At 61.0% G+C, this 22413-nt stretch carries 26 protein-coding genes; 13 read left to right on the forward strand and 13 right to left on the reverse strand.

The features are described from left to right. The first annotated feature begins 8 nt into the window (after positions 1-8). The 3 genes from ACQY1L_RS02625 to ACQY1L_RS02635 all read left to right on the forward strand — a co-directional run bounded on the left by ACQY1L_RS02625 (position 9) and on the right by ACQY1L_RS02635 (position 2232). Positions 9-680 (forward strand): DUF2161 domain-containing phosphodiesterase, encoded by a 672-nt coding sequence (locus tag ACQY1L_RS02625; RefSeq protein WP_430242519.1) that lies wholly within the window; start codon positions 9-11, stop codon positions 678-680. A 216-nt stretch (positions 681-896) separates the two neighbouring features. Beyond that, positions 897-1706, forward strand: coding sequence for a GGDEF domain-containing protein (locus ACQY1L_RS02630; protein ID WP_430242520.1), 810 nt, complete (start codon positions 897-899; stop codon positions 1704-1706). Positions 1707-1806: 100 nt separating this feature from the next. Then, a complete protein-coding gene (locus tag ACQY1L_RS02635; RefSeq protein ID WP_430242522.1) occupies positions 1807-2232 on the forward strand; it encodes a plastocyanin/azurin family copper-binding protein in 426 nt (141 codons plus the stop codon). 108 nt (positions 2233-2340) lie between these two features. Here ACQY1L_RS02635 and hydA read toward each other — a convergent pair whose 3' ends face one another. From hydA to ACQY1L_RS02660, 5 genes are all read right to left on the reverse strand, one after another. Beyond that, positions 2341-3759, reverse strand: coding sequence for a dihydropyrimidinase (hydA, locus tag ACQY1L_RS02640; protein ID WP_430242524.1), 1419 nt, complete (start codon positions 3757-3759; stop codon positions 2341-2343). Between the two features lie 14 nt (positions 3760-3773). Continuing rightward, positions 3774-5045, reverse strand: coding sequence for a cysteine desulfurase-like protein (locus ACQY1L_RS02645; RefSeq protein ID WP_430242526.1), 1272 nt, complete (start codon positions 5043-5045; stop codon positions 3774-3776). Positions 5046-5071: 26 nt separating this feature from the next. Then, positions 5072-5821, reverse strand: a complete 750-nt coding sequence (locus ACQY1L_RS02650) for an amino acid ABC transporter ATP-binding protein (protein ID WP_062460642.1) — start codon at positions 5819-5821, stop codon at positions 5072-5074. Continuing rightward, positions 5821-6492 carry an amino acid ABC transporter permease gene (locus ACQY1L_RS02655; RefSeq protein WP_209901718.1) on the reverse strand — a complete coding sequence of 224 codons (672 nt, stop codon included), beginning with the start codon at positions 6490-6492 and terminating at the stop codon, positions 5821-5823. Before ACQY1L_RS02655 ends, ACQY1L_RS02650 begins: the two co-directional genes overlap by 1 nt. Positions 6493-6570: 78 nt before the next feature. After that, the gene (locus ACQY1L_RS02660) at positions 6571-7368 is read right to left on the reverse strand and encodes a transporter substrate-binding domain-containing protein (RefSeq protein WP_062582473.1); all 798 of its coding nucleotides are present in this window, start codon (positions 7366-7368) and stop codon (positions 6571-6573) included. A 157-nt stretch (positions 7369-7525) separates the two neighbouring features. On the opposite strand from ACQY1L_RS02660, the gene ACQY1L_RS02665 reads away from it, so the two are divergent. Next, entirely contained in the window at positions 7526-8233 is a 708-nt protein-coding gene (locus ACQY1L_RS02665; protein ID WP_430242529.1) for a FadR/GntR family transcriptional regulator, read from the forward strand. Positions 8234-8338: 105 nt separating this feature from the next. After that, positions 8339-9640: a PQQ-dependent sugar dehydrogenase gene (locus ACQY1L_RS02670; protein ID WP_092659951.1), complete on the forward strand. Its 1302-nt coding sequence runs from the start codon at positions 8339-8341 to the stop codon at positions 9638-9640. Positions 9641-9739: 99 nt separating this feature from the next. On the opposite strand, the gene ACQY1L_RS02675 is transcribed toward ACQY1L_RS02670, so the two are convergent. Continuing rightward, the gene (locus ACQY1L_RS02675) at positions 9740-10330 is read right to left on the reverse strand and encodes a TetR/AcrR family transcriptional regulator (RefSeq protein ID WP_062460626.1); all 591 of its coding nucleotides are present in this window, start codon (positions 10328-10330) and stop codon (positions 9740-9742) included. A gap of 74 nt (positions 10331-10404) precedes the next feature. Here ACQY1L_RS02675 and bdcA point away from each other — a divergent pair, with 74 nt between their 5' ends. The 5 genes from bdcA to ACQY1L_RS02700 all read left to right on the forward strand — a co-directional run bounded on the left by bdcA (position 10405) and on the right by ACQY1L_RS02700 (position 14845). Further along, positions 10405-11118, forward strand: a complete 714-nt coding sequence (bdcA, locus tag ACQY1L_RS02680) for an SDR family oxidoreductase (protein ID WP_430261946.1) — start codon at positions 10405-10407, stop codon at positions 11116-11118. Between the two features lie 165 nt (positions 11119-11283). Beyond that, positions 11284-12084 (forward strand): alpha/beta hydrolase, encoded by an 801-nt coding sequence (locus tag ACQY1L_RS02685; RefSeq protein WP_062460619.1) that lies wholly within the window; start codon positions 11284-11286, stop codon positions 12082-12084. 9 nt (positions 12085-12093) lie between these two features. Beyond that, positions 12094-12465, forward strand: a complete 372-nt coding sequence (locus ACQY1L_RS02690; RefSeq protein ID WP_430242534.1) for a hypothetical protein — start codon at positions 12094-12096, stop codon at positions 12463-12465. A 204-nt stretch (positions 12466-12669) separates the two neighbouring features. Continuing rightward, positions 12670-13626, forward strand: a complete 957-nt coding sequence (locus ACQY1L_RS02695) for an SDR family oxidoreductase (RefSeq protein ID WP_113109924.1) — start codon at positions 12670-12672, stop codon at positions 13624-13626. Between the two features lie 55 nt (positions 13627-13681). Further along, complete coding sequence (locus tag ACQY1L_RS02700; RefSeq protein WP_062460610.1) at positions 13682-14845, forward strand: zinc-dependent alcohol dehydrogenase; 1164 nt, start codon at positions 13682-13684, stop codon at positions 14843-14845. A 121-nt stretch (positions 14846-14966) separates the two neighbouring features. Here ACQY1L_RS02700 and ACQY1L_RS02705 read toward each other — a convergent pair whose 3' ends face one another. Beyond that, entirely contained in the window at positions 14967-15344 is a 378-nt protein-coding gene (locus ACQY1L_RS02705) for a PH domain-containing protein (protein WP_174196258.1), read from the reverse strand. 32 nt (positions 15345-15376) lie between these two features. Beyond that, complete coding sequence (locus ACQY1L_RS02710; protein ID WP_113165507.1) at positions 15377-15820, reverse strand: hypothetical protein; 444 nt, start codon at positions 15818-15820, stop codon at positions 15377-15379. 160 nt (positions 15821-15980) lie between these two features. On the opposite strand from ACQY1L_RS02710, the gene msrA reads away from it, so the two are divergent. Further along, complete coding sequence (gene msrA / locus ACQY1L_RS02715) at positions 15981-16484, forward strand: peptide-methionine (S)-S-oxide reductase MsrA (RefSeq protein ID WP_430242537.1); 504 nt, start codon at positions 15981-15983, stop codon at positions 16482-16484. Positions 16485-16579: 95 nt separating this feature from the next. Here the strand turns inward: msrA and ACQY1L_RS02720 are convergent, their stop codons facing one another. After that, on the reverse strand, positions 16580-17014 hold the full coding sequence (locus tag ACQY1L_RS02720) for a pyridoxamine 5'-phosphate oxidase family protein (RefSeq protein ID WP_430242540.1): 435 nt from the start codon (positions 17012-17014) through the stop codon (positions 16580-16582). A gap of 199 nt (positions 17015-17213) precedes the next feature. Here ACQY1L_RS02720 and ACQY1L_RS02725 point away from each other — a divergent pair, with 199 nt between their 5' ends. Further along, positions 17214-17723 carry a sigma-70 family RNA polymerase sigma factor gene (locus ACQY1L_RS02725; RefSeq protein ID WP_062460596.1) on the forward strand — a complete coding sequence of 170 codons (510 nt, stop codon included), beginning with the start codon at positions 17214-17216 and terminating at the stop codon, positions 17721-17723. Positions 17724-17745: 22 nt separating this feature from the next. On the opposite strand, the gene ACQY1L_RS02730 is transcribed toward ACQY1L_RS02725, so the two are convergent. The 3 genes from ACQY1L_RS02730 to coxB are packed head-to-tail and all read right to left on the reverse strand — an operon-like array spanning position 17746 to position 21335. Then, positions 17746-18090, reverse strand: coding sequence for a hypothetical protein (locus tag ACQY1L_RS02730; protein ID WP_209901708.1), 345 nt, complete (start codon positions 18088-18090; stop codon positions 17746-17748). Continuing rightward, positions 18091-20598, reverse strand: coding sequence for a cytochrome c oxidase subunit I (ctaD, locus tag ACQY1L_RS02735; protein ID WP_430242544.1), 2508 nt, complete (start codon positions 20596-20598; stop codon positions 18091-18093). After that, on the reverse strand, positions 20595-21335 hold the full coding sequence (coxB, locus tag ACQY1L_RS02740; RefSeq protein ID WP_430243793.1) for a cytochrome c oxidase subunit II: 741 nt from the start codon (positions 21333-21335) through the stop codon (positions 20595-20597). The genes ctaD and coxB overlap by 4 nt, the downstream gene beginning before the upstream one ends. On the opposite strand from coxB, the gene ACQY1L_RS02745 reads away from it, so the two are divergent. After that, positions 21324-21824: a DUF2231 domain-containing protein gene (locus tag ACQY1L_RS02745; RefSeq protein WP_062460587.1), complete on the forward strand. Its 501-nt coding sequence runs from the start codon at positions 21324-21326 to the stop codon at positions 21822-21824. The two genes, coxB and ACQY1L_RS02745, sit on opposite strands and share 12 nt — an antisense overlap. Here ACQY1L_RS02745 and ACQY1L_RS02750 read toward each other — a convergent pair. After that, positions 21802-22305: a CopD family protein gene (locus ACQY1L_RS02750; protein WP_210311727.1), complete on the reverse strand. Its 504-nt coding sequence runs from the start codon at positions 22303-22305 to the stop codon at positions 21802-21804. The genes ACQY1L_RS02745 and ACQY1L_RS02750 overlap by 23 nt on opposite strands. Positions 22306-22413 lie beyond the last annotated feature (108 nt).

Raw genomic sequence — 22413 nt, forward strand, 5'->3', positions numbered from 1 at the left:
GCGCATCCATGGAAACCTCCCTCTATCTACCGGTCAAATCCTTTCTCGAGACTGCAGGCTATGTGGTGAAGGGCGAAGTTGGCGGCTGTGATCTCGTTGGTCTGAGCGAGGGCGATCCCACCGTCGTCGTCATTTGCGAGCTCAAGCTGAGCTTCAATCTCGAGCTTATTCTCCAGGCGGTGGACAGGGCGGCAATCGCGGACGAGGTCTGGATCGCGGCAAAACTTTCGCTCAAGGGCAAGGGCCGCGAAACCGACAAGCGCTACCGCGACCTCTGCCGCCGGCTTGGCATCGGTATTCTCGGCGTTTCGGCCGGGGGCGAGGTCAGCGTCATCGTCGGGTCCGTGTCGCCGATGCCCCGGACCAATCCGAAACGACGCTCAAGGCTGATGCGCGAACACCAGAAGAGACGCGGCGATCCCGTGCTTGGCGGCAGTACGCGGGTTCCCGTCATGACTGCCTATCGCCAGCAGGCGCTCAGCTGCGCTGCCATGGTCTCCAACGGTCCGTCCCGCGTGCGCGATATCAGGGCGGTCATCCCGGATGCAGGCAAGATTTTGCTCTCCAATGTCTATGGATGGTTCGAGCGGCTCGACAGAGGCGTCTACGGCCTGACCGATGCTGGCCGTGAAGCATTGGCGAGATGGCCGCAGACTGATCCCGGCCCTTCTGACGTTTGATTACGGGCAGGGGCTCCCACGATTACACCAATGTTCCATGGCTGCACCAATTTGACGAGGAAATACGAAGATTATTTGCGACACTTAATCGCAAATTAACTTGTGTTCGGATTCACGAAGTCTCAATGCGTTTGTAGTTCAGTGTGGCGAGCTGAAAGCCGCCAGGCGCGTCCGCGTGGTCGCTTCGAACAGTATTGGAATTATCGCATGCTTGCTTTGATCGACCGCTACATCAAGCAGGCCTGTGCGTCGGACCGGTTCGAGACGCGACGCAAAGTCCTCGCATTCGCTTTGCTCATGACCGTTTGCGTCACCGTTGTTGCCGACATTCTCAACGTTGCGGCCCACTACACGCTTCATGGATTGGGATGGCTGCCGTATGACGTCGTGCCCGCCGCAACGGTTGGGGTTATCATCTCGACTGTCGTTGCATCGGCGCTGACATTTTCGATCGTCTATATCGTTGGTCTAGCAATTCATCACCTCACGATCTCCCGGGCGGCTTTCGAGCATTTGAGCCGAACGGACATGTTGTCGGGGCTGATGAATCGGCGAGCGTTCCTGGATGAGGTGACGCGCGCTCCCGCCGCATCTTCTCTCATCCTGTTCGATATCGATAAATTCAAAGCGATCAACGACCGCTTTGGCCACGATATCGGGGACCAGGCCATCATTGCAGTTGCGCATCAGCTCGCCGAGATCTTTTCGCAAAGTCGTGCCGTTGCCCGGATCGGTGGTGAGGAGTTCGCAGTCCTCGTGTCAGCGCTTTCGCCGACGGAGCGTCTCTCGCTCGCGCACCGCTGCAGGGCCCTGATTGCTGCGCGGCCCATACAAGCGGGCAAAAGGCAGGTCGATATCACGGTGTCCGGTGGCGTTGCGGACCAGGAGGACTACCCTACGTTCGAGGCTCTCTACCAGGCCTCCGACAAGGCGCTGTTCGTTGCCAAGGCGTCCGGGCGCAATTGTGTCGTGCACAGCAAAGACATCGCGGTCATTCTCGACGCCCATAAGGTGGCCACGATGTAACGGCCTGCTCCGGTAGGCGGTGAGAACACGCTCCAATTCGTTCAGGCCGCTGTCAGCTTGCCGTCATACCCATCCGGTGATGACAACCGGAGGTAAACCCATGCTCACAATCCGAGACACCGCTATTGCACTTGCCCTTTTCGTTGCTGCAACGCCTGCACTGGCCGGCTCTATGGTCAAGGTTGTCGAGTCCGGCGAAGCGGGTGAGCCGATGACGTTGACAATGGATCAGACGACCGTTCCGGCAGGCGACACAACGTTTATGGTCCACAACGACGCGACGACCGAGGAGCACGAAATGGTGCTCGTCAAGTTGAAGTCGCCAGATCAGACACTCACCGTAGTCAAGGCCAAACATCGCGTCGATGAGAAGACGCTGAAAAGCCTTGGTGAAGTTGCCGATCTGAAGCCCGGTGCCGATGGCCAGTTGAAGGCCAAGCTTGTCCCCGGAACGTATATGCTCTTTTGCAACATCAAGGGCCATTACGAAGCCGGCATGCATGCGACCCTCACGGTGACGAAGTAATCACCGCTTGCTTGTGGGCTCCGCCGCCTCATAGCGGCGGCCAAGTCACGCTCGCATCGTCAGGCAGACGTGGTGGCCAGCGAAAGGCGTTGCAGCTTGTGCAACGCCTCAGGTTGAACCCCGGCTCGATCTCAGGGACGAGCGGTTTCGCGGGAGATAGCGGCCGCGGCTTCCGGGCCCGGTCAGCTCTCCGTCCTTGACGATGGTCCTGCCGCCCAGCAGCATCTGCACCGGCCAGCCGCGGATATCGAGCCCTTCATAGGGCGTATAATCAGCGCCGTGTTTCAGGAGATCGTTCGTCAAAGTGACGCGCTTGTCCGGATCCCACAGGGCGATGTCTGCATCGGCGCCGATCGCGATCGTGCCCTTGCGGGGATAGAGACCGTAGAGTTTGGCGTGATTGGTCGAAGTCACCGCGACGAATGTGTTGATGTCGATGCGGCCCTTCATGACGCCTTCGGAAAACAGGATCGGCAGGCGGGTGGCGACGCCCGGTATGCCGTTCGGGATCCAGCGGAAATTGCGCTTGCCCTTTTCGTTCAGCTTGCCTTCCGGATCGTCGAAACGGAAGGGGCAGTGGTCGGAGGAGAAGAGGTCGAAGACACCCTGTTCAAGTCCTTCCCAGCAGGCATCCTGGCTGGCCTTGTCGCGCGGCGGCGGGGAGCAGACGAATTTGGCGCCCTCCATCTCCGTCTGGTCGAGATCATCGGCCGTCAGCATCAGATATTGCGGGCAGGTTTCGCCGGCGATCTTCTGGCCGCGCTGACGGGCGCGGCGGATCTCTTCCATCGCCTCGCGGTTTGAAACGTGGACGATGACGATCGGCACATCGACGATTTCGGCCAGCGACAGCGCCCGGTGGGTGGCTTCGCGCTCGGCGGCGATTGGTCTGGTCGTGGCATGGAATTTTGGCGCGAACTTGCCCTCTTCCTCATGCCGGCCGATCAGGTAGCGGATCGCATCCTCGTTCTCGCAATGAACCATGACCAGCGCGCCGGTGCGCCGTGCGGTGTCGAGCGTCGCCAGGATCTCGTCGTCGCGCAGACGCAGACCCTCATAGGTCATGAACACCTTGAGCGAGGTATAGCCGTCCTCGACAAGTGCCGGCAGTTCCTGGCCGAGGACGTCAGGCGTCGGATCGGTGATGACCAGATGGAAGGCGACGTCGACATGGCATTTGCCGTCTGCCTTGGCGTGATAGATCTTCAGCGCCTCGCGCAACGTCTGGCCCTTCTCCTGCATGCAGAAGGCCAGAACCGTGCTGTTGCCGCCGATCGCCGCCGACCGGGTGCCCGAGTCGAAGTCGTCTGCCATGACGATGCCGTCGCCGGACGGCTGGTCGAGATGGACATGGCTGTCGATACCACCCGGCAGAACGAACAGTCCTGTCGCGTCGATCACCTCATCGGCTTCGGTAAGCTCTGCCGCAAGGGCAGCGATGCGGCCATCCTTGATGCCCACATCGCTCACGAACGTGTCGCTGGCGGTGACCACCGTGCCGTGCCTGATGACCGTATCGAAGCGCATGATCCGTTCCCTTCTTAAGCGGCGGCGGCGGCCGCGCGACCGGCGTCGGTTGCGAGGATCCGATCGAGTGCTGCGGTAAAGCGATCGATCTCTTCCAGCGTGTTGTAGTGGACCATCGACACGCGAACCATGCCGCCGTGGTCTGTCAGCTCAAGGTATTCGGCAAGCCGGCGCGAGTGGAAATCGCCGAAACGGATGGCGATCTTCTCGCCGTCCATCGCCTTGCAGACTTCGCCGGCGTCGCGGCCATCGAAGCGGAACGCGATCGTCGGGACCCTCGTGCTACCGCTGTTCGTCGTCTGGCCGACGATGCGGCAGTCGTTGCGCGAGCGGAGGTACGCGAGAAGGCGTTCCGCCAAGAGGTTTTCCTGGGCCGTGATTGCCGCGAAAGCCGCTTCGATCTTCTGGCGCACCGTGCCGGTCTCGCCGGCCTGTTCGCCGAGCGCCGTCAGGTAGTCGACGATGCCGCAGGTCGAATAGGCAAGCTCGTAGTTCGGGTTACCCGGCTCGAGCTTGCCCGGCACTTTGTCCTTGCCGTAGAAGTAATGATAGAGCGTATCGAGCTCGGCCAGCAGATCGTATTTGCCATACATCAGCGCGTAGTGCGGACCATAGGTCTTGTAGAGGCTGAAGACGTAGTAATCGACATCCAGCGCCTGCACGTCGACGGCGCGGTGCGGGGCATAGGCCACGGCATCGACGCAGATCTTTGCGCCACGGGCATGCACGAAATCGGCGATCTCTCTGATCGGGTTGATCGATCCGAGGATGTTCGACACGTGCGTGACACAGACCAGCTTGGTGCGATCGCTCATCAGCGGCGCAAGGTCGGCCAGATCAAGCGTCAGCGTGTCCTTGTTGAGCGGCCAGAACTTCAGCGTGATGCCGCGCTCCTGCAGCCGGTCCCAGGGGCCGATATTGGATTCGTGATCGCTGACGGTGACGATGATTTCGTCGCCGGGCGAGAGCTGGCTCTGCATGGCGCGGGCGAGGTTTTGCAGCAGCTGAGTGGTGGAAGCGCCGAAGACGATTTCTTCCGGACGCGAGGCGTTTACCAAGTTCATGGCCGCGGTGCGTGACTCGTAGAGTGCGGCGGCTGCTGCCTGCGATACGGCGTAGGAGCCGCCGATCTGGACGTTCTTCTCGATCAGGAATGTGTTGATGCGCTCAACGGCACCTTTAAGGATCTGCGACCCTCCGGCGTTGTCGAACAGCGTCCAGCCGCGGGCGAGGCCGGGGAACTGGCTGCGCACGTAGTCGAGATCGAGTGGTGAAGTGGTGTTCATCCCTGTAGTCCTGCGTTTGTTGTTCTTCAATGATTGAGTACGGCGCGCAAGAAGCTGCGTGTCCGTTCTTCCCTAGGATTGTCGAAGATCTCGGCCGGCGTGCCCGCCTCGACAAGCCGTCCCGCATCCATGAAGATCACCCGGTCGGCGACCTGGCGGGCAAAGCCCATCTCATGGGTGACGATGATCATGGTGACGCCCGTGCCGGCGAGCTTGCGCATCACGTCCAGCACTTCGCCGACCATTTCGGGATCGAGCGAGGAGGTCGGCTCGTCGAACAGCAGCACGCCGGGTTCCATGGCGAGCGCCCGGGCTATTGCCACGCGTTGCTGCTGGCCGCCGGAGAGCTGGCCGGGGAACTTTTCCGCCTGTTCAGAAATGCCGACCCGCGCCAGCAATTCGCGGGCTTTGCGCTCGGCGTCTTCTGGCGATGCCTTCCTGACGCGCATCGGTGCCAGCATGACGTTTCTCAGCACCGTCATATGCGGGAAGAGATTGAACGACTGAAACACCATGCCGACTTCGGCGCGGACTTTCGCAAGCGCCGGTCCCGGTGCGACGCGGGTGCCGTCAACGGTGATGGTGCTGTCCGGCGAGAAGGCTTCGAGGTGGTTGATGCAGCGGATCAGCGTCGATTTGCCGGAGCCGGAGGGGCCGATGATGCAGACCACTTCGCCTTCGGCCACATCGAGATCGATATCGTGCAGAACGGTGAATGTGCCATAGGCCTTGTTCAGGCGGCGAATCGAGATCAAGGGGCCGGTTGTCTTCGCCATCAGCGTTTCCCCCGGCTGTAATGCTTTTCGAGACGCGCAACGACGGCCACCATAGGCCAGAGCAGCGCGATATAGATGAGAGCGGCCCCGATCAGCGGCGTCGGGTTGGCGTTGAGCGCCTGCGCCTGGGTTGCCTGCTTGAGCAGATCCGGCATGGCGACGACGGAGGCAAGCGCCGTGTCTTTCATGACGTTGATGCAATTGTTGGTGAGCGGCGGAATGACGATGCGGATCGCCTGCGGCAGGATGATATCCATCATCGTGCTGCGGCCCGACAGGCCAAGGGCAGCAGATGCCTCGAACTGCCCGCTCGGAATGGCCTCGATGCCGGCGCGAAAGATCTCGGCGGTATAGGCGGCCGAGACGAGCGACAGCGCGGTTACGGCCGACAGGAACGGCGACAGGCGGATGCCGACGAAGGGGAGGGCGTAGTAGACGACGATCAGCAGCACCAGCAGCGGTATCGAGCGAAAAATGTCGATATAGATGCGGATCAGGACCTGAAAGAATGCCGGCGCATAAAGCCTTGCCACCGCCAGAAACAGTCCGCCCGCGAGGCCGACCAGGATGCTGGTGATGCCGATCTGCAGCGTGACGACCAGGCCCCAGAGCAGCTGCGGCAGACTGTTCAGGAAGACCGGTATGTTGAAGAATGTATTGAGAAGGTTCATGCCGGATCGGCTCCCTTGGCAAGCCGACGGAGCGTTTGGCGCTCCGCCGGATGCAATTCAAGCGTGCTCGGGTGAGCCTTACTTGGCCTTCGGCATGTCGAGGACCGCGACGGTCGAAGTCGTGTCTTCGGCCTTGGCACCGAACCATGTCTGGTGCAGCTTGGCGATAAAGCCTTCGCCCTTCAGCGTGGTGATGACAGCGTTGACTTCTGTCGCCAGCGGATCGCCCTTGTTGAACATGATCGAGTATTTCTCGCCGGTCGGGATGCGCTCGACCACCTTTAGTTCCGGCTTGTCCTTGGCGTAGTAGAGCAGGGCCGGGATGTCGGAGATGTAGCCATCGACGCGGCCGGCAACGAGGTCGAGCATGGCAGGCTGCAGGCCCTCGAAGCGGCGGATTTCGCCGAGCTTGTATTCGCCCTTGTGGCTGTCTGCCCACATGTCGCCGGTCGAGCCCGTATCGACGCCGACGACCTTGCCGCTCATGCCCTTGAGGCCGGTAATGCCGGAAGCGGCCGTGACGGTCAGCGACTGGTCGCTGTCGTAATAGGGCTGGGCGAAGGATACCGACTGCAGGCGCTTCTCGGTGATGGTGATCGACGACACCGCCATGTTGATGCGGCCGGACTGGACCGCCGGGAACAGGCCGTTGAACGGCGTGTTGACGAATTCGACGGTCTTGCCGAGGCGCTTGGCGATTTCGTTGACGAGATCGATCTCGAAACCGGTCACCTTGCCGCTGGCGTCTTCGAATTCCCACGGCACATTGCCGATATTGGCGCCGACGGTAAGATCGGCGGCATGAACGCCGATTGCGCCGAGCGCTGTAAACAGGCCGGCGAGAACTGTGGTTTTGATGCGTGACGCGTGTAGCATTGAGAGAACCCCTTGTTTTTATGATGAGACGCAATCTATGTTGGTCTAACTGGTCAGACCAGTCCGACCAAACAAGCACGGCACTTTGGGCTTTGCAAGATAGCTCGGGGAAAAATATATTTGACGTGCCGCAGGGGCCCAGCTGGAATAGTTTCGCATGCTCAACAAAACGCTCGTTCCGCAGTCGGTGGCCCGTGAAATCCAGACGATGATCCAGGCCGGCCAGTTGAAGGCCGGCGAAAAGATCCCGTCGCAGCGTGAGTTTTCGCAAAAGTTCGGGATCAGCCGGGCGTCGTTGCGCGAGGCGCTGCTGACTTTGGAAACGCTGGGATTGCTGAAGACCGAAGCCGGACGCGGCACGTTCGTGACGGCGGGTTCGAGCTCGGTCTCGGACGGGGTGAACCAGTCCGGTCACATGGCGCCGTGGCGTTACTCGGACAGCTATTCGGTGTTCGATGTGTTCCAGACGCGCATTCTGCTGGAAGGGGAGATCGCGCGTCTGTCCGCGGGCCGCCTGTCGCAGGCGCAACTCGAGAAGATGGAAATGGCAACGCAGACGATGGAGGATTGCTGGGCGCGCCAGGACCTGCTCGCAAACGTCGAGGCGGATCTCGATTTCCACGGCACGATCGTTTCGGCCTGCGCAAACACGATGCTCAAGGCGCTCTACCAGACGGTGCGCGACCAGGTCACCGAGACCCAGCGGCAGCCGATCCCGATGACCGATCCCGAACGGATGCGACAATCGATCGCCGAGCACCGGCGCATCATTGCGGCCTTGAGATTGAACGACGCGGCGTTGGCGAGGAGCGAAATGGAAACGCATATCCGCAACACGGCACGCTGCGCGGGTCTTCAGCCATAAACTGAAGGTGGATGCTCTGATAAATTGTGCCTTTGCCCTCTAGTGTCTGTTGCATAAAGGCTTTAGCGTTCTGCTTTTCGGATTCCTCAATGTCAGAGTTCCCCCATGACTGAGCCTTCTCTGTTTGCCCGCGTCGTCGCCTTTATCGGCCAGGGCGCTGTTCTTATTCGTCATTCGGGGGATGGCCCGCGACAGCCGGTGTTTGGCACGACGCCGGCCATTCCGGCCGCAAAGCCGCAGGGCAAGATCCCGACGCTGAAGATGCCAACAGCCAAGGGCTGGGAGGGCGATCACAAGCCGACGGCAGCGGCGGGGCTCAAGGTCAATGCATTCGCACGCGGGCTCGTGCATCCGCGCAACATGCATGTTCTGCCGAATGGCGATGTGCTGGTGGCGGAATCGATGGGCGAGCGCGGCAATCCGCGCAGTCTCTTCGACCATGCCATGTCGGCGACGATGCAGCGGGCGCGCGCTTCCGGCGACAGCCCCAACCGTGTGACGCTGCTGCGCGACGCCGATGGCGACGGCGTGGCCGAGCAAAGTTTCGCCTATATCGAAAACGTGCGCCAGCCCTATGGCATCGCGCTTGTCGGTGACACGCTCTATGTGGGAGGGAGCGATGCGCTTCTGGCCTACCCTTACGTGGCCGGCGCGACGAAGATTACCGCGCAGCCGAAGAAGCTGATGGATCTGGTGCCCGGCGGACACTGGACGCGCAACCTGATCGTCAGCAAGGATGGCACCAAGCTTTACGTGGCTGTGGGATCGCTCAGCAATATCGCTGACGAAGGCATGGGTGTTGAAGAAAACCGCGCCTGCATTCACGAATACGACCTTCAGACGGGCCAGTCGCGCATCTTTGCCGGCGGTCTTCGCAATCCCGTCGGCATGGCGTTCGAGCCCGAGGGCGGCATGCTGTGGACGGTTGTCAACGAACGCGACGGGCTGGGCGACGAAACGCCGCCGGATTATCTGACATCGGTTCGCGACGGCGGGTTCTACGGCTGGCCCTACTGCTACTGGAACCGGGTCGTGGACGACCGGGTTCCGCAGGACGCCGCCAAGGTGGCATCCGCGCAGCAGCCCGACTATGCGCTGGGCGGCCATACGGCGTCGCTCGGGCTCTGCTGGTTGCCGGCGGGCACGCTGCCCGGCTTTCCGGCGGGGATGGCGATTGGCCAGCACGGGTCGTGGAACCGGTCCAAGCTTTCCGGCTACAAGCTCGCCTTCGTCGCTTTTGAGAACGGCAAGCCCGTGGGAATGCCGCGCGAAATCCTCACCGACTTCCTGTCCAAGGACGAAAAGCACTCCTTCGGCCGTCCGGTCGGAGTGGCTCTCGCCGCCGACGGTGCCGTGCTGATGGCGGACGATGTGGGCGATGTCATCTGGCGCGTCACCGGCGCTTGATCGCGCGACGTAGAACATTTGAGTTGATTGCTGCGTGCCACCCGATGGGTGCGCAGCAATCGCGTTCCGTCGCTGCAGGCCCGACCGCAGCGGCGATGATCAATCCGCAAGCTCTTGCGTCAGGATCCGTCCGGCAAGGCGGGCAATGGCCATGAGGCGGTCCAGTTCCAATCCGCTGCGGGCCTTGGCGGAGAGGCCGGTCATTGTGGTCGAGACGAAATCGGTCACGCTTTCCGCCTTTTCCGGATGCCGCGCTGCGATAAAGCCGCGGATCACATCCTCCGCTGCTGCCTGCAATGCACGGGTCGCCGCGCGTGCCTCCGGATCATCGCAATGGGTTCCCTCCAGAACGAGACAGCCAGCGGTAGCCGGGTCGGACGCATAGCGCCGGCAGGCGTCTTCCAGCACGGCCGCAAGGCATTCGGCAACCGGGCGGTCGGGCCTCAGGATATCAGCAAGCGGAATCGCCGCCGTTAGCGAGTAGCGTTCAAGAACGCGCGCGTACAAGCCGGCCTTGTTGCCGAAGGCGGCATAGAAGCTCGGCGGATTGATGCCGAGTGCCTGCGTGACATCGGCAACCCCCACGGCATCATAGCCGCGCGCATGGAACAGCTTTTGGGCGATCTCCACACCTTGGTCGGCATCAAAACGACGTGGGCGACCGCGGGTACGCGGAATATCTGTAGTCATTATTACAAAATACCTTGACGATGAACCCTGATGATTTATGTAGCAGTCATTACTGTATTTCTCAAGGATCTCAGATGACGACTTTTCAGGGAAAATCCGTTCTGGTTCTCGGCGGTAGCCGGGGTATCGGCGCCGCCATCGTGCGGCGGTTTGCAAACGACGGTGCCAACGTGACCTTCACCTATGCCGGCTCTCGCGCGGCGGCGGATGAGCTGGCGGCAGAGACCAAGACTACGGCTGTTCAGACCGACAGCTCCAGCCGCGATGCCGTGATTGCCCGGGTGCGAGAAAGCGGCCCGCTGGACGTGCTGGTGGTCAATGCCGGAATTGCTGTCTTCGGCGATGCGCTTGAACAGGATCCGGACGCGATCGACCGGCTTTTCCAGATCAATATCCATGCGCCCTATCACGCCTCGGTCGAAGCGGCGCGTCAGATGCCGGACGGCGGGCGGATCATCGTCATCGGTTCCGTCAATGGTGACCGGATGCCCATTCCGGGCATGGCCTCCTATGCAATGAGCAAGTCTGCCCTGCAGGGACTGGCCCGCGGGCTGGCGCGCGATTTCGGGCCACGCGGCATCACCATCAACGTCGTTCAGCCGGGGCCGATCGATACGGATGCCAATCCGGAAAACGGACCGATGAAAGACCTGATGCACAGCTTCATGGCGATCAAGCGCCACGGTCGTCCGGAAGAGGTTGCTGGAATGGTCGCCTGGCTCGCCGGCCCGGAGGCGGGGTTCGTGACCGGGGCAATGCACACGATCGACGGTGCGTTCGGAGCGTAATCCCGGCATACCCCATCCGGGGCGACATCGCATAAGGCCAGTCGCACGACTGGCCTTACAGCTCTGGACTCAGCAATCTGCGATCTGCTTGCCCAAGTCTTTCAGCGCGTGGGAACAACGGCGCGGGTTTTCGGTTCCTCTCTCTCAGAAAAGAGAGGATTATCGATGACGCAGATCGTTTTCGTGCATGGCATGTTTCAAAATCCCAAAAGCTGGGACAACTGGGTTCGCTACTTCAGCGACAAAGGCTACGACTGCAGCGCCCCGGCATGGCCTCTCCACGATGGCGATCCGAAGGCATTGCGCGACAACCCGCCAGCCGGGCTCGGTGAGCTGAGCCTCGATGCCATCTATGCATCCATCAAATCGGCGGTCGCAGGCCTCGATAAGCCTGTCGTCATCGGTCACTCTGTCGGAGGTCTCATCGCGCAGAAGCTGCTCGCGGATGGCCACGTCTCGGGTGCAGTGGCGATCTCGTCGGTTGCGCCGAATGCCATGCTCGATTTCGACTGGGGCTTCATCAAGAACAGCGCCATCATCACCAATCCGCTGAAGGGTGATGAGCCGGTCTACATGGACGCAAAGACGTTCCATGGCTCCTTCGCCAACACGCTATCGGAAGAGCAGGCGGCTGTCGAGTTCGAGAAGACGGCGACCCACGACAGCCGCAACGTTCTGCGCGACTGCATGGGTTCGTCCGGCAAGATCGATCTCAGCCGTCCGCATGAACCTTTGCTTCTGGTTGCCGGCGAGAAGGATGAGATCATTCCCGCCGATCTCAACGAGAAGAATTTCAAGGCCTACGAGAATACCGGCAGCGTGACCGACTTCCGCGAGTTCCCCAACCGTGGCCACTACATCTGCGGTGAACCCGGCTGGGAAGAGGTCGCCGCCTATATCGACGGCTGGCTTCAGCAGAACCGGTTCGACGTCGACAACCGTATCTATGCTCCAAGCGCGATCTGAGGGACAACCATGACCAATATCAAAGCACGCGGGTTCGAAAGCACCGCTCTTCTTAATGAACATCTCGACGAGTTGGATGACGTCGCCTATGGCGATCGCGGCGCATCGGCCGGGGCCATGTCCGGCAGCGAGGCCGAAATGGAGCGGCTGCGTCGGGAAGTCGTCTATCTGCGCAACCGGATTGCCGAGATCGAAGACGAGGGCCAGACCCGGCGTGCATCGCTGTCCTCCCAGACCCCAGAAAATTCGTGGGTGAAGCTGATCGGAACCGCCACGGCAACCTTCGTTCTTGGTCGGCTTGCACAACGGTTGCGGCTTGGACCCGTGGGGACGGCTGCCGTTCCGCTGATCGCCGGACAGCTTCTCAGCCGTATCCGCTGAACCACTGACATATTGCACCGGCGGCAGAGCTGCGGCCGGTGCATTCTTTGCATGGATTACGCCTGGTCTGGTGGCTGAACGAAGCCTCCCGTGAAGATAGACAGGCGAATGTGGGAACACTCCCCGTCCACCTTAGTTCTTGGGCTATAATCCAGGAACATTATAGTGCCGACATTCCCATCGTTCATTCTTTCCCGCCGACACATGCTTGCGTCCACCACAGCGGCGCTCGCGGCTTCGGCGTTGCCGGCATTTTCTCAAGATACGACTGTAAAGGCATCCAGTATGGAAGACCCGACGACCAAGTACCCGCAGCCTCCGTTTCAGGAGCAGACCCAGCCATTCCCAGGACTGGCCGGCAAGATGACGCCGAAGCCGGATCACGGCGAGACGTCTTACAAGGGCTCGGGCCGGCTGGCCGGTCGCAAGGCTCTGATCACCGGCGGCGATTCCGGGATGGGCCGTGCGGCTGCCATCGCCTATGCCCGCGAGGGTGCCGATGTCGCGATCAACTATCTGCCCGATGAAGAGCCTGATGCCAAAGAAGTCATCGCCCTGATCGAAAAGGAAGGTCGCAAGGGCATCGCACTTCCCGGCGATCTGCGCGACGAGGCATTCTGCGTGAAGCTCGTCGAAGATGCCGCAAAGGCTCTGGGTGGTCTCGACATTTTGGTCAACAATGCGGGCCGTCAGCAGCAGGCCCAGTCGCTGTCTGATATCACCACCGAAGCCTTCGACGCGACGATGAAGACGAACATCTACGCGATGTTCTGGCTGACCAAGGCGGCGCTCAAGCATCTGCAGCCGGGATCGTCGATCATCCAGACAACGTCCGAACAGGCCTACGATCCGTCCGAGAACCTGGTCGATTACGCCATCACCAAGGCTGCCGGCATGAGCTTCACGAAGTCGATGGCCAAGCAGCTCGGCCCGAAGGGCATCCGCGTCAACGGCGTTGCGCCGGGCCCGGTCTGGACGCCGCTGCAGGTGTCGGGCGGTGCGACGATGGAAAAGCTGGTCGAGTTCGGTGGCGATACGCCGCTCGGCCGACCGGGTCAGCCTGCCGAGCTTGCGTCGATCTACGTCCAGCTTGCCGACAACGGCGCAAGCTTCTCGACGGGACAGATCTACGGTGCTGCCGGTGGCAGCGGGCAACCTTGAACATGAACATGCGCATGAACACCAACGCGAATGCAATACGACCGGAGGTTAGAACGTGAAAGCTCTTACATGGCACGGCAGCGGTGATATCCGCTGCGAAGAAGTAGACGATCCAATCATTCAGCATGACCGCGACGCGATCATCAAGGTCACGAGCTGCGCCATCTGCGGCTCGGATCTTCACCTTTATGGTGGTTTCGTTCCCGGCATGCACGCAGGCGACGTGATGGGCCATGAAACGATGGGTGAGGTGGTCGAAGTCGGCCGCGGAAACTCGAAGCTCAAGGTCGGCGACCGCGTGGTCGTGCCGTTCACGATTTCCTGCGGCGAGTGCCGTCAGTGCAAATGGGGTCAGTTCTCGCTTTGCGAACGATCCAACCCCAACGGCGCGATGCAGGCCAAGCAGATCGGCTATCCGACGGCCGGCCTGTTCGGCTTCTCGGAAATGTACGGCCAGATCCCGGGCGGCCAGGCCCAGTACCTGCGCATTCCCTACGCCGATGTCGGGCCGATCGTGGTGCCGGATGGATTGACCGACGAACAGGTCCTGTTCCTCTCCGACATCTTCCCGACAGGCTACATGGCGGCCGAAAACTGCGACATCAAGCAGGGCCAGACGGTTGCCGTGTTCGGTTGTGGTCCGGTCGGCCTGTTTGCGATCAAGTCGGCGTTCTTGCTCGGTGCAGAGCGCGTGATTGCGATCGACACCGTGCCGGAGCGCTTGGCGCTTGCTCAACAGTCCGGTGCCGAGACGCTTGACTATGCGGATGAGGATCTGCAGCAGCGCATTCTCGACATGACGAACGGTCTTGGGCCGGATGCGGTCATCGAGGCGGTGGGTCTTGAGAGCCATGGCGCCGGTGGCGTGATGGAAACGCTTCAGACCAAACTGTCGGCAACCGAGCGTCCTTACGCGCTCAACCAGGCAATCCTCGCCTGCCGGCCCGGTGGTACGGTCTCTCTTCCCGGCGTGTTTGTCGGTCCGGCCGTTCCGACGTCGTTGGGCGCCTTCATGGGCAAGGGCCTGACCCTCAAGACCGGTCAGACCCATGTTCAGCGTTATCTCGAGCCGCTGATGAAGCTGATCCAGGATGGCAAGATCGATCCGTCATTCCTGATCACGCACCGCATCGGACTTGAGGAAGGTCCGGAGGCCTACAAGACGTTCCGCGACAAGCAGGACGGCTGCGTCAAGGTCGTGATACGCCCGAACGGCTAATCAAATAGAATGGCCTGCGGCATCTGCCGCAGGCCATTCTCTTGTAAGCATGAAGAGGATGCGGCGAAGCACCGGGCGCGTACCGTGCATTCAGCCGCATTGTCGTTTTGATACCTTGAGTTTAACGGAAGATACCGGTCGCGAGCGCGCGCTGTATGCCGCGCACATCGGTGCCCTTTTTCAGCGTTTTCGCAATCGGGCTGTCGCTACCCGATACCCAGATTTTCAGCTCCGAATCCAGATCGAACGTTCCCGCAGTCTCGACCGAAAACCGGGTGATCGACCGGTAGGGAATCGACATGTAGTCGACCTTACTTCCCGTCATCCCCTGGATGTCGACCATAATGATGCGATACTGGGTGAAGACGAAGAAATCGCGGATGAGTTTGAAGGCGAGTTGCGGCTGTTCTCCATCGATCAGCACGCCATCGAGGCGCTTGTTCAGGTCCGCCGGGTCGACCGTCGATCCATGGCCCAGAAATGCGTCAAAAAGGCCCATGATTGCAATCTCCCGGCAAAGGTTTTTGGTTTTTAGTCCTGAAGCGGCTTGATCGTCTCGATCACACCACCGGCGTCGATGACGCCGCGAGAGAGATCGGTTCGGCCACGCGCAATTTCAATGACGGTGTAGAGCTTTTCGTCCCGGAACGCGCTGGCGAAGTCGGTGCTGACGCCTTCGGCAGGCGCTGCGTCAACTTGCTGGAAGTCAACTTCCTGGCTGGTCGCGACAATCCTTGCATCGCCGGCAGTCCTTGCGGCAACCGTGACTGCGCCCTGCATGGGAGCATTCTGCCACCGCGGATCGTCGCTACGGGCGGTCGGTTCGAGCCTGTAGATGTTGAGCGTTTCGCCGGGCGTGGTCGTCACCGACGCGTCTCTGATCTGGGCCTGGCTTTCGACCGATTGCCCAACCCTTGTCTCGCTGATCGAGGTGTCCGAGAATTTGTCACCGTGGATGTCGTCGATATCAGACATTTCGTTTTCTCCTGCAAGGTTCCCGAACTGACGGCGGGTTGCACAGTTCCACTGCTCTGCTCGTTTACCGACAAGTGTTGCGATCGGTCGTTCGAGCCGTCTGGTTAAATGCGGAAGGCGACACCATATATTGGCGAGACGGACGAACAGGAGATACATCATGACAACCGAACGCGCAGTTTTAGCAGGCGGCTGCTTTTGGGGAATGCAGGATCTGATCCGCAAGCTTCCCGGTGTCCAATCCACACGCGTGGGCTATACGGGCGGAAGTGTTGCAAACGCGACCTATCGCAATCACGAGGGCCACGCGGAGGCGATCGAGATCAATTTCGATCCGACCAGGACGACCTACCGCGACCTGCTGGAGTTCTTCTTCCAGATCCACGATCCAAGCACCCGCAATCGGCAGGGTAACGACGTCGGCTCGAGCTATCGCTCCGCGATCTTCTTCACCAGTGACGAACAGAAGAATGTTGCCGCTGACACGATCGCCGATGTGGATGCGTCCGGTATCTGGCCGGGCAAGGTCGTGACGGAAGTCGTGCCTGAGGCAGAATTCTGGGAGGCGGAGCCTGAGCATCAGGATTATCTGGTGCGAATCCCCAATGGCTATACCTGCCACTTCCCGCGGCCCAACTGGCGGCTGCCGAAGCGTGCAGCGTAACGGGTCGCCCGATAACATTATCCCGAAACGCACTTGGGCCCGGTGGAAACACCGGGCCCAAGTCGTAATGCCATCCCACTTGGGGACAGATCAGCTTACAGCGAGATCTGGCCTTCGTCGCTGCCGTCCCAATAGCGGATCGTCTTAGCCGTCACGCGGATCATCACGACACCGGGGGTGTCGATCCCTTCCGGGAAATACCGGTCGAGGTCCTTGGTCCAGTGATCCTTGAATGTCGCTTTGTCGGTGATGAGCGTTGCCGCGCCTTCAACGCCGACAAAGAGCGGCGAACCACCCAGCATGCCGACTGCGCCCGTATAGGTAAGGCCGACTGCGCTGTCGGCGCGGATTTCCGCAATCTTTTTCGACTGCTCGTAGGCGAAGAAATAGCTGTCGCCGTCGTACTCGACGTCGCCGTTGTTGCTCATCGGCCGCGAAGTGAGGTTGCCGGATGATGTCGTGGTGGTCAGCATGGCAAAGTCCAGCTTTGCCATCTTCTTCGACAGGTCGTGCAGCGTAAGTTCGGACATGGTTGCTCCAGGTGTTGCTCGAATGGAGTAGGAACTGGCGGTTCTCTCGTTGGTTCCGGTGCGCCAGTCTCGGGCGCCATAGACCGGCATCCGGTCACCTACCTACGTACGTTAACGTACCCTTCCCGGATTGGGCGTCATCGAACGGAACGATGAGCGCAACTGCGACTTGAGTTACCTCTAGTAGGAGGAGACGAGAATGGATGCCGATCTCAGATTGCACCACGAAGTCGTAGCACTTATTCCAGCGCTGAGGCGCTTTGCGATGCGCTTCCATCGAAACGCGACCGATGCTGACGACCTTGTCCAGGAAACCTTGCTCCGGGGCCTTGCGGCGCTGCCTTCGTTCGCCACCGGGACCAACCTCAAATCATGGTTGTTCACCATCATGCGCAACACCCATCATACCGCCTTTCAGCGGGCAAAGCGCATGAGCATCGGAACCGAAAATCTCGAGCACCTCATGCCTGCAGCGTCTTCGCCCCAGGAGTGGGCCATCCGCAAGAGCGAGTTCGACCGGGCATTGATGGCGATGCCGGAGACGTACCGGGATGCCTACAAGCTGGTGATTGAGGACGGCCAGTCCTATGACGTTGCAGCCGATAAGTGCAATGTCGCCGTCGGTACGGTGAAGAGCCGGATCAGCCGTGCCAGGCATTTCCTCGCAGCCCAGATGGGCGAGACTGTCTCCACAGTGGCGTCGATCTGAGCGCCACCGTGACCGAATATCGTCAGGCTGAACACAGTGTCAGCCAGACGACGCCGGTGAAGCAGAAGGCGGTCGAGAACAGGGCCGCTATCGAGACGTAGATCGCCACACGGTTCATGAAGCTGGACGTCTCGGAAACGGGTGACGTCCGGCTCGACCGTAGCTGGCGCAGCAGAATTACGACAACCGCCATGACGCTTGCGATCATCATCGATATCAACAGCAGCCGGAGCGGCGATGTCCAGGCTCCGAGGTTGCCACTCTGCCAGTCCAGGCTGCAGCCGGTCGCCTGAACCGCGTAGATCGTCAGGAATGCTCCACTCCAGACCACGAACGCCGAGATAGCAAGCAGAAGCGGATGGCGCATCTATAGGCCTCCTTCGCCGATCAGGCTTTGCAGAGCCAGATAGAAAGCCGCGGCGCAGATGCCTGCTGCTGCCGTATAGTCATGCCACAGCCTGCCAATCCTGAGATCGAGGGAAAGAAGCGCCTTCCTGTTTCCGAGGCTCGTCCACAGGGCGTGGGCCGCAAACACGGCGCCGATGGTGCCGTGCAGGGCGGCGTAGATGAAGATCACGAACACGGAGGCGATCGCGGCATGGCCCGACGGCGCGGGGAGGACCAGCAACGCGATGGCGAGGAACAGCCCGGTCGAGATCAGGTGTCCGAGCAGCGCCAGCGCACTGCCCACCATCACCGCCCCGTTGGGACGTGCGGCCAGACGACCTCCGACACAGCTCATGATCACCCCGCCGACCGCGAGCGCCAACAGCTTCACGTCGACGACAAAGCCGGCCGGCGGCCAGTTGGGCGCGGAAACCCATAGGAAAAGGCAGCCGAACAACAGGGATATGTAGAGCGTCGCATCGGCGACGAGCGTGAGCACCATCGCCAGATAGGATGGCGGCGTGCTCGCATGCAGGTGAACCGGCACGCTTAACCCATGCCCGATCGGAACGAGATCGTTTTCGACGGGGAGGGGGTCGCGGCGTGTCCAAAGCCAGAAGCAGGCGATGATGGAGATCAGCGCCAGGGGCGTTGCCCAATAAAGCTTGAACAGCATCATCAGGAAAAATGCGCCTGTGGCGATCGCGGTCCAGAGCGGCAGGTATGTCTGGCGCGGCAGCATCACCACCTGGTCAGGCTCTCCCGTTACCGGATCCACGCCCAGCACTTCCATGCGATCATTGCGCGGCATGCCGAGATAACCGCGTCCAGCCGCAAGGTAGGGGCCGAGCGTATCCGGATCGAGCAGGTCCGCGCGTTTGTTCACCCTCGGAATGGACGCGAAGTTGTAGGACGGGGGCGGTGTCGGCATCGCCCATTCCAGCGTGCCGGCCTTCCACGGGTTTCGTCTGAACGGCCGACCGAACTTGAACAGAAGGATGAAATCGAGCGCCACCAGCGCAAACCCCATCGCCATGATGAAGCTTCCCATCGACGAGATGAAATTCAGGGTCTCCCATCCGAACTCGGTCGGATATTCGAAGACGCGCCGCGGCATGCCGAGCAGACCCGTCAGGTGCATGAAGAAGAAGGTGACGTTGAACCCGACGAAGATCATCCAGAACGCCGCATTCGACAGGTGTTGAACGGGCTGTTTTCCGGTCAGATGCGGCAGCCAGTAATAGGCCATGGCCAGCATCGGGAAGATGAAGCCGCCGACGAGAACGTAGTGCAGGTGGGCAACCACAAAATGGGTGTCGTGCGCCTGCCAGTCGAACGGCACCATGGCCAGCATGACCCCCGTCAGGCCGCCGATGACAAAGACGAAGAAGAACCCGAAAATATGCAGCATCGGAATGGAAAAGCGCGGGCGTCCATGCGCCATGGTGGCGAGCCAGGCGAAGATCTGGACCGCCGTCGGCACGGCGACCAGCGCACTCGCCGCCGAGAAGAAGGAGAGCGCCACATGCGGTATGCCGACCGTGTACATGTGATGCACCCAGAGGCCGAAGGACAGAAACGCCATCGAGACGATGGCAGCGACAATCACCCGGTAACCCGCGAGCGGCGTGCCTGAGAGCACCGGGAGAATGGTCGAGATCGCACCGGCTGCGGGCAGAAAGATGATGTAGACTTCCGGGTGACCGAACAGCCAGAAAAGGTGCTGCCACAAAAGCGGATCGCCGCCGCGCGTGGGGTCGAAGAACGGCAGGTCGAAGGCGCGCTCCACCTCGAGCAGGATCGATCCGAGGATGAGCGGCGGAAATCCGACCAGCATCATGGTTGCGACCACGAGCATGTACCAGGCGAAGATCGGCATCCGGTCAAGCGACATGCCGGCGGCGCGGATCTTCACGATCGTCACGATGATCTCGACAGCAGCGGAGAGGGCAGAGATCTCCACGAAAGTGATGCCGAGCAGCCAGACGTCGGAGTTGATGCCGGGAGAATAGACCGACGAAGATAGCGGCGTGTACATGAACCAGCCGCCGGAGGGCGCAACGCCGCCGATCAGCGCGCCGATCAGGATCATGCCGCCGAACAGGTAGCACCAGTAGCCGTAGGCCCCGAGACGGGGAAAGGCGAGGTCGCGGGTGCCGAGCAGTTTCGGCAAGAGGTAGATCGCCATGCCCTCGAAGAAGGGGATCGCGAACAGGAACATCATGATGGTGCCATGCATCGTGAACACCTGACCGTAGGTCTCGGCGTCCATGAACACGCTGTTGGCGGAGGCAAGCTGGGTGCGGATCAACATTGCCAGGATGCCGCCGATCGCAAAGAACACGAGAGCGGTCAGCATGAAACGGACGCCAACCACATTGTGGTTGACGGCAGCGAGACGACCCCAGCCGGGCTTTCCAGCCCATAAGCGGTCCAGCGCGCGATGCAGCTCGATCGGATTGTGGCCGGGTGACGTGGGTTCGTTCATCGGGTGACTTCCCCAATGATTGCCTTTTCGAAATCGTCAGCCGTGTGCGCCTGTACCTCGAAACGCATGCCGGCATGTCCGGTGCCGCAATATTCCGAGCAGACGCCGCCATATCGTCCGGGCTGGTCGGCACGGATGCGCAGCCGGTTGGCATGGCCGGGAACGGCATCGATCTTGCCGCCGAGGCGGGGAACCCAGAAACTGTGAATGACGTCCTCGCTTACGGCGATGATTTCGATGGTTCGGCCCGCCGGAATATGCAGGAGGCCTGTTGCGGTCCGGCTGCCCGGCAGGGACGGGTAGGAGAACTGCCATTGCCACATGCTGCCGACAGCCCTGACCTCCAGCACGTCCTCTGTCTTCGCGCTGCCGCCGCTCAACAGAAATTCGCCTTGGGAAAACGCATAGAAGGTCAGTGCGGTGAGGACGGGCAGGGGAAGAACGAGGCCGCCCCATACAATCCAGCCGCTCTGGGAGAGGCCGCGTCCAAAGCGCGGGCGAAACAGGGTGGCGGCAAAGAGCCCGACGACGAGGGTAAAGAGGACGACAGACCCCCACAGCATCACCCACCACAGCTGGGCAATCGAACCCGCGGATGGTCCGGCGGGGTCGAGCGCGGAGAGGTCGCCGGTGCAACTGCTGAGCGCTGCAGAAACGGAGGCCAGCGCGAGGACGCGGAACCAAGTGCGGACCTGATGGATTTGCCCTGCGAACGGAGGGACGTAATGAAAGACGATACCGAAACGACGAACCCGGTCGTGGCCGATGTCAGGGACAAGGATGCCAGCTCTGCAATTGCCGTCGCCGGGCACCCGCTGCATGCGATGAGCGTGCACTTCCCGATCGCCCTTGCCTTCATAACGCTTGCGGTCGATGCGCTGTTCTGGTGGTCCGCCGATCCGTTCTGGCTGCGGGCCGGCCTCTGGAGTTCCGGTGGCGTCTTCTTCTTCGGTCTCGCAGCCGGTGCTGTCGGCACGATCGAGCTTTTGTCGGTGCCGGGCATTCGCGGCCGCGTCGCCAGCTGGGCACATGCGATCGCCGCGGTGACGCTCATCGCCTGCGCCGGCCTCAATTGGGGTCTGCGGGTCACTGGCGCCGGCGACGTGTTGCCGCATGGAATTCTTGTGTCTCTGCTCACCTGCATCATGACGGGCATGGCTGGATGGCATGGCGGCAAGCTGATTTTCGATCATGGTGTCGGCCTCATGGTATCGGCCAAGGACTGATGCGCTCGGCCAGCGTGCGCAGGCCGCCCGGGCGCATGAATTCGCCGGGCAATTCCAGTCCGATAAACGGTTTGGCGAGGGCGACGAAAACGATTGCTCCAACGACCGCGGTGGTGACGATGGTTGCCGCAACAAAGCGCCAGACGGGATACGTCTCTCCCTCCTTGAAAAGCCGGATGATGATCAGGCCGGTCAGGACATGCAAGATGGCGAGCAGGCCAACGAACAGCAGCTTGATCGAAAACCAGCCGGCAAACGTCTGCTGTCCGAAAATCAGAGCCGTGCCGCTGGCCACCGCCACGAAAGCCGCGGGCGAAATGATCGCCACATAGGCGTAGCGTACGATCATCTGAAGACGGTAAAGCGCTTCCTTATCCTTCACATGGGCACGTTGCACGTAAAGGCCCGGCAGGCTGATCAACCCGGCTGCCCAGATGGCAATCGTGGTGATGTGAACGAATTTCAGGAATGCGATGATCAATACCGGCCCAATGCATGACGGATGTGGTGCAAGCGTGCGTAAATGGAGCCGTGTACCCGTCTTTCCAGGACACGAATCTGTGAGGACCTCGTAGCGGCCGTCCGTGCG

It is taken from the genome of Neorhizobium sp. DAR64862/K0K3, from assembly GCF_050500185.1.
Lineage (GTDB): Bacteria > Pseudomonadota > Alphaproteobacteria > Rhizobiales > Rhizobiaceae > Neorhizobium > Neorhizobium soli.

Bases quoted from the DNA above. Each gene is read 5' to 3' on its own strand.
- ACQY1L_RS02625 (WP_430242519.1), top strand. From the start codon at position 9: ATGGAAACCTCCCTCTATCTACCGGTCAAATCCTTTCTCGAGACTGCA.
- ACQY1L_RS02635 (WP_430242522.1), top strand. From the start codon at position 1,807: ATGCTCACAATCCGAGACACCGCTATTGCACTTGCCCTTTTCGTTGCT.
- hydA (WP_430242524.1), bottom strand. From the start codon at position 3,759: ATGCGCTTCGATACGGTCATCAGGCACGGCACGGTGGTCACCGCCAGC.
- ACQY1L_RS02645 (WP_430242526.1), bottom strand. From the start codon at position 5,045: ATGAACACCACTTCACCACTCGATCTCGACTACGTGCGCAGCCAGTTC.
- ACQY1L_RS02650 (WP_062460642.1), bottom strand. From the start codon at position 5,821: ATGGCGAAGACAACCGGCCCCTTGATCTCGATTCGCCGCCTGAACAAG.
- ACQY1L_RS02655 (WP_209901718.1), bottom strand. From the start codon at position 6,492: ATGAACCTTCTCAATACATTCTTCAACATACCGGTCTTCCTGAACAGT.
- ACQY1L_RS02660 (WP_062582473.1), bottom strand. From the start codon at position 7,368: ATGCTACACGCGTCACGCATCAAAACCACAGTTCTCGCCGGCCTGTTT.
- ACQY1L_RS02665 (WP_430242529.1), top strand. From the start codon at position 7,526: ATGCTCAACAAAACGCTCGTTCCGCAGTCGGTGGCCCGTGAAATCCAG.
- ACQY1L_RS02670 (WP_092659951.1), top strand. From the start codon at position 8,339: ATGACTGAGCCTTCTCTGTTTGCCCGCGTCGTCGCCTTTATCGGCCAG.
- ACQY1L_RS02675 (WP_062460626.1), bottom strand. From the start codon at position 10,330: ATGACTACAGATATTCCGCGTACCCGCGGTCGCCCACGTCGTTTTGAT.
- bdcA (WP_430261946.1), top strand. From the start codon at position 10,405: ATGACGACTTTTCAGGGAAAATCCGTTCTGGTTCTCGGCGGTAGCCGG.
- ACQY1L_RS02685 (WP_062460619.1), top strand. From the start codon at position 11,284: ATGACGCAGATCGTTTTCGTGCATGGCATGTTTCAAAATCCCAAAAGC.
- ACQY1L_RS02690 (WP_430242534.1), top strand. From the start codon at position 12,094: ATGACCAATATCAAAGCACGCGGGTTCGAAAGCACCGCTCTTCTTAAT.
- ACQY1L_RS02695 (WP_113109924.1), top strand. From the start codon at position 12,670: ATGCTTGCGTCCACCACAGCGGCGCTCGCGGCTTCGGCGTTGCCGGCA.
- ACQY1L_RS02705 (WP_174196258.1), bottom strand. From the start codon at position 15,344: ATGGGCCTTTTTGACGCATTTCTGGGCCATGGATCGACGGTCGACCCG.
- ACQY1L_RS02710 (WP_113165507.1), bottom strand. From the start codon at position 15,820: ATGTCTGATATCGACGACATCCACGGTGACAAATTCTCGGACACCTCG.
- msrA (WP_430242537.1), top strand. From the start codon at position 15,981: ATGACAACCGAACGCGCAGTTTTAGCAGGCGGCTGCTTTTGGGGAATG.
- ACQY1L_RS02720 (WP_430242540.1), bottom strand. From the start codon at position 17,014: ATGTCCGAACTTACGCTGCACGACCTGTCGAAGAAGATGGCAAAGCTG.
- ACQY1L_RS02725 (WP_062460596.1), top strand. From the start codon at position 17,214: ATGGATGCCGATCTCAGATTGCACCACGAAGTCGTAGCACTTATTCCA.
- ACQY1L_RS02730 (WP_209901708.1), bottom strand. From the start codon at position 18,090: ATGCGCCATCCGCTTCTGCTTGCTATCTCGGCGTTCGTGGTCTGGAGT.
- ctaD (WP_430242544.1), bottom strand. From the start codon at position 20,598: ATGAACGAACCCACGTCACCCGGCCACAATCCGATCGAGCTGCATCGC.
- ACQY1L_RS02745 (WP_062460587.1), top strand. From the start codon at position 21,324: ATGAAAGACGATACCGAAACGACGAACCCGGTCGTGGCCGATGTCAGG.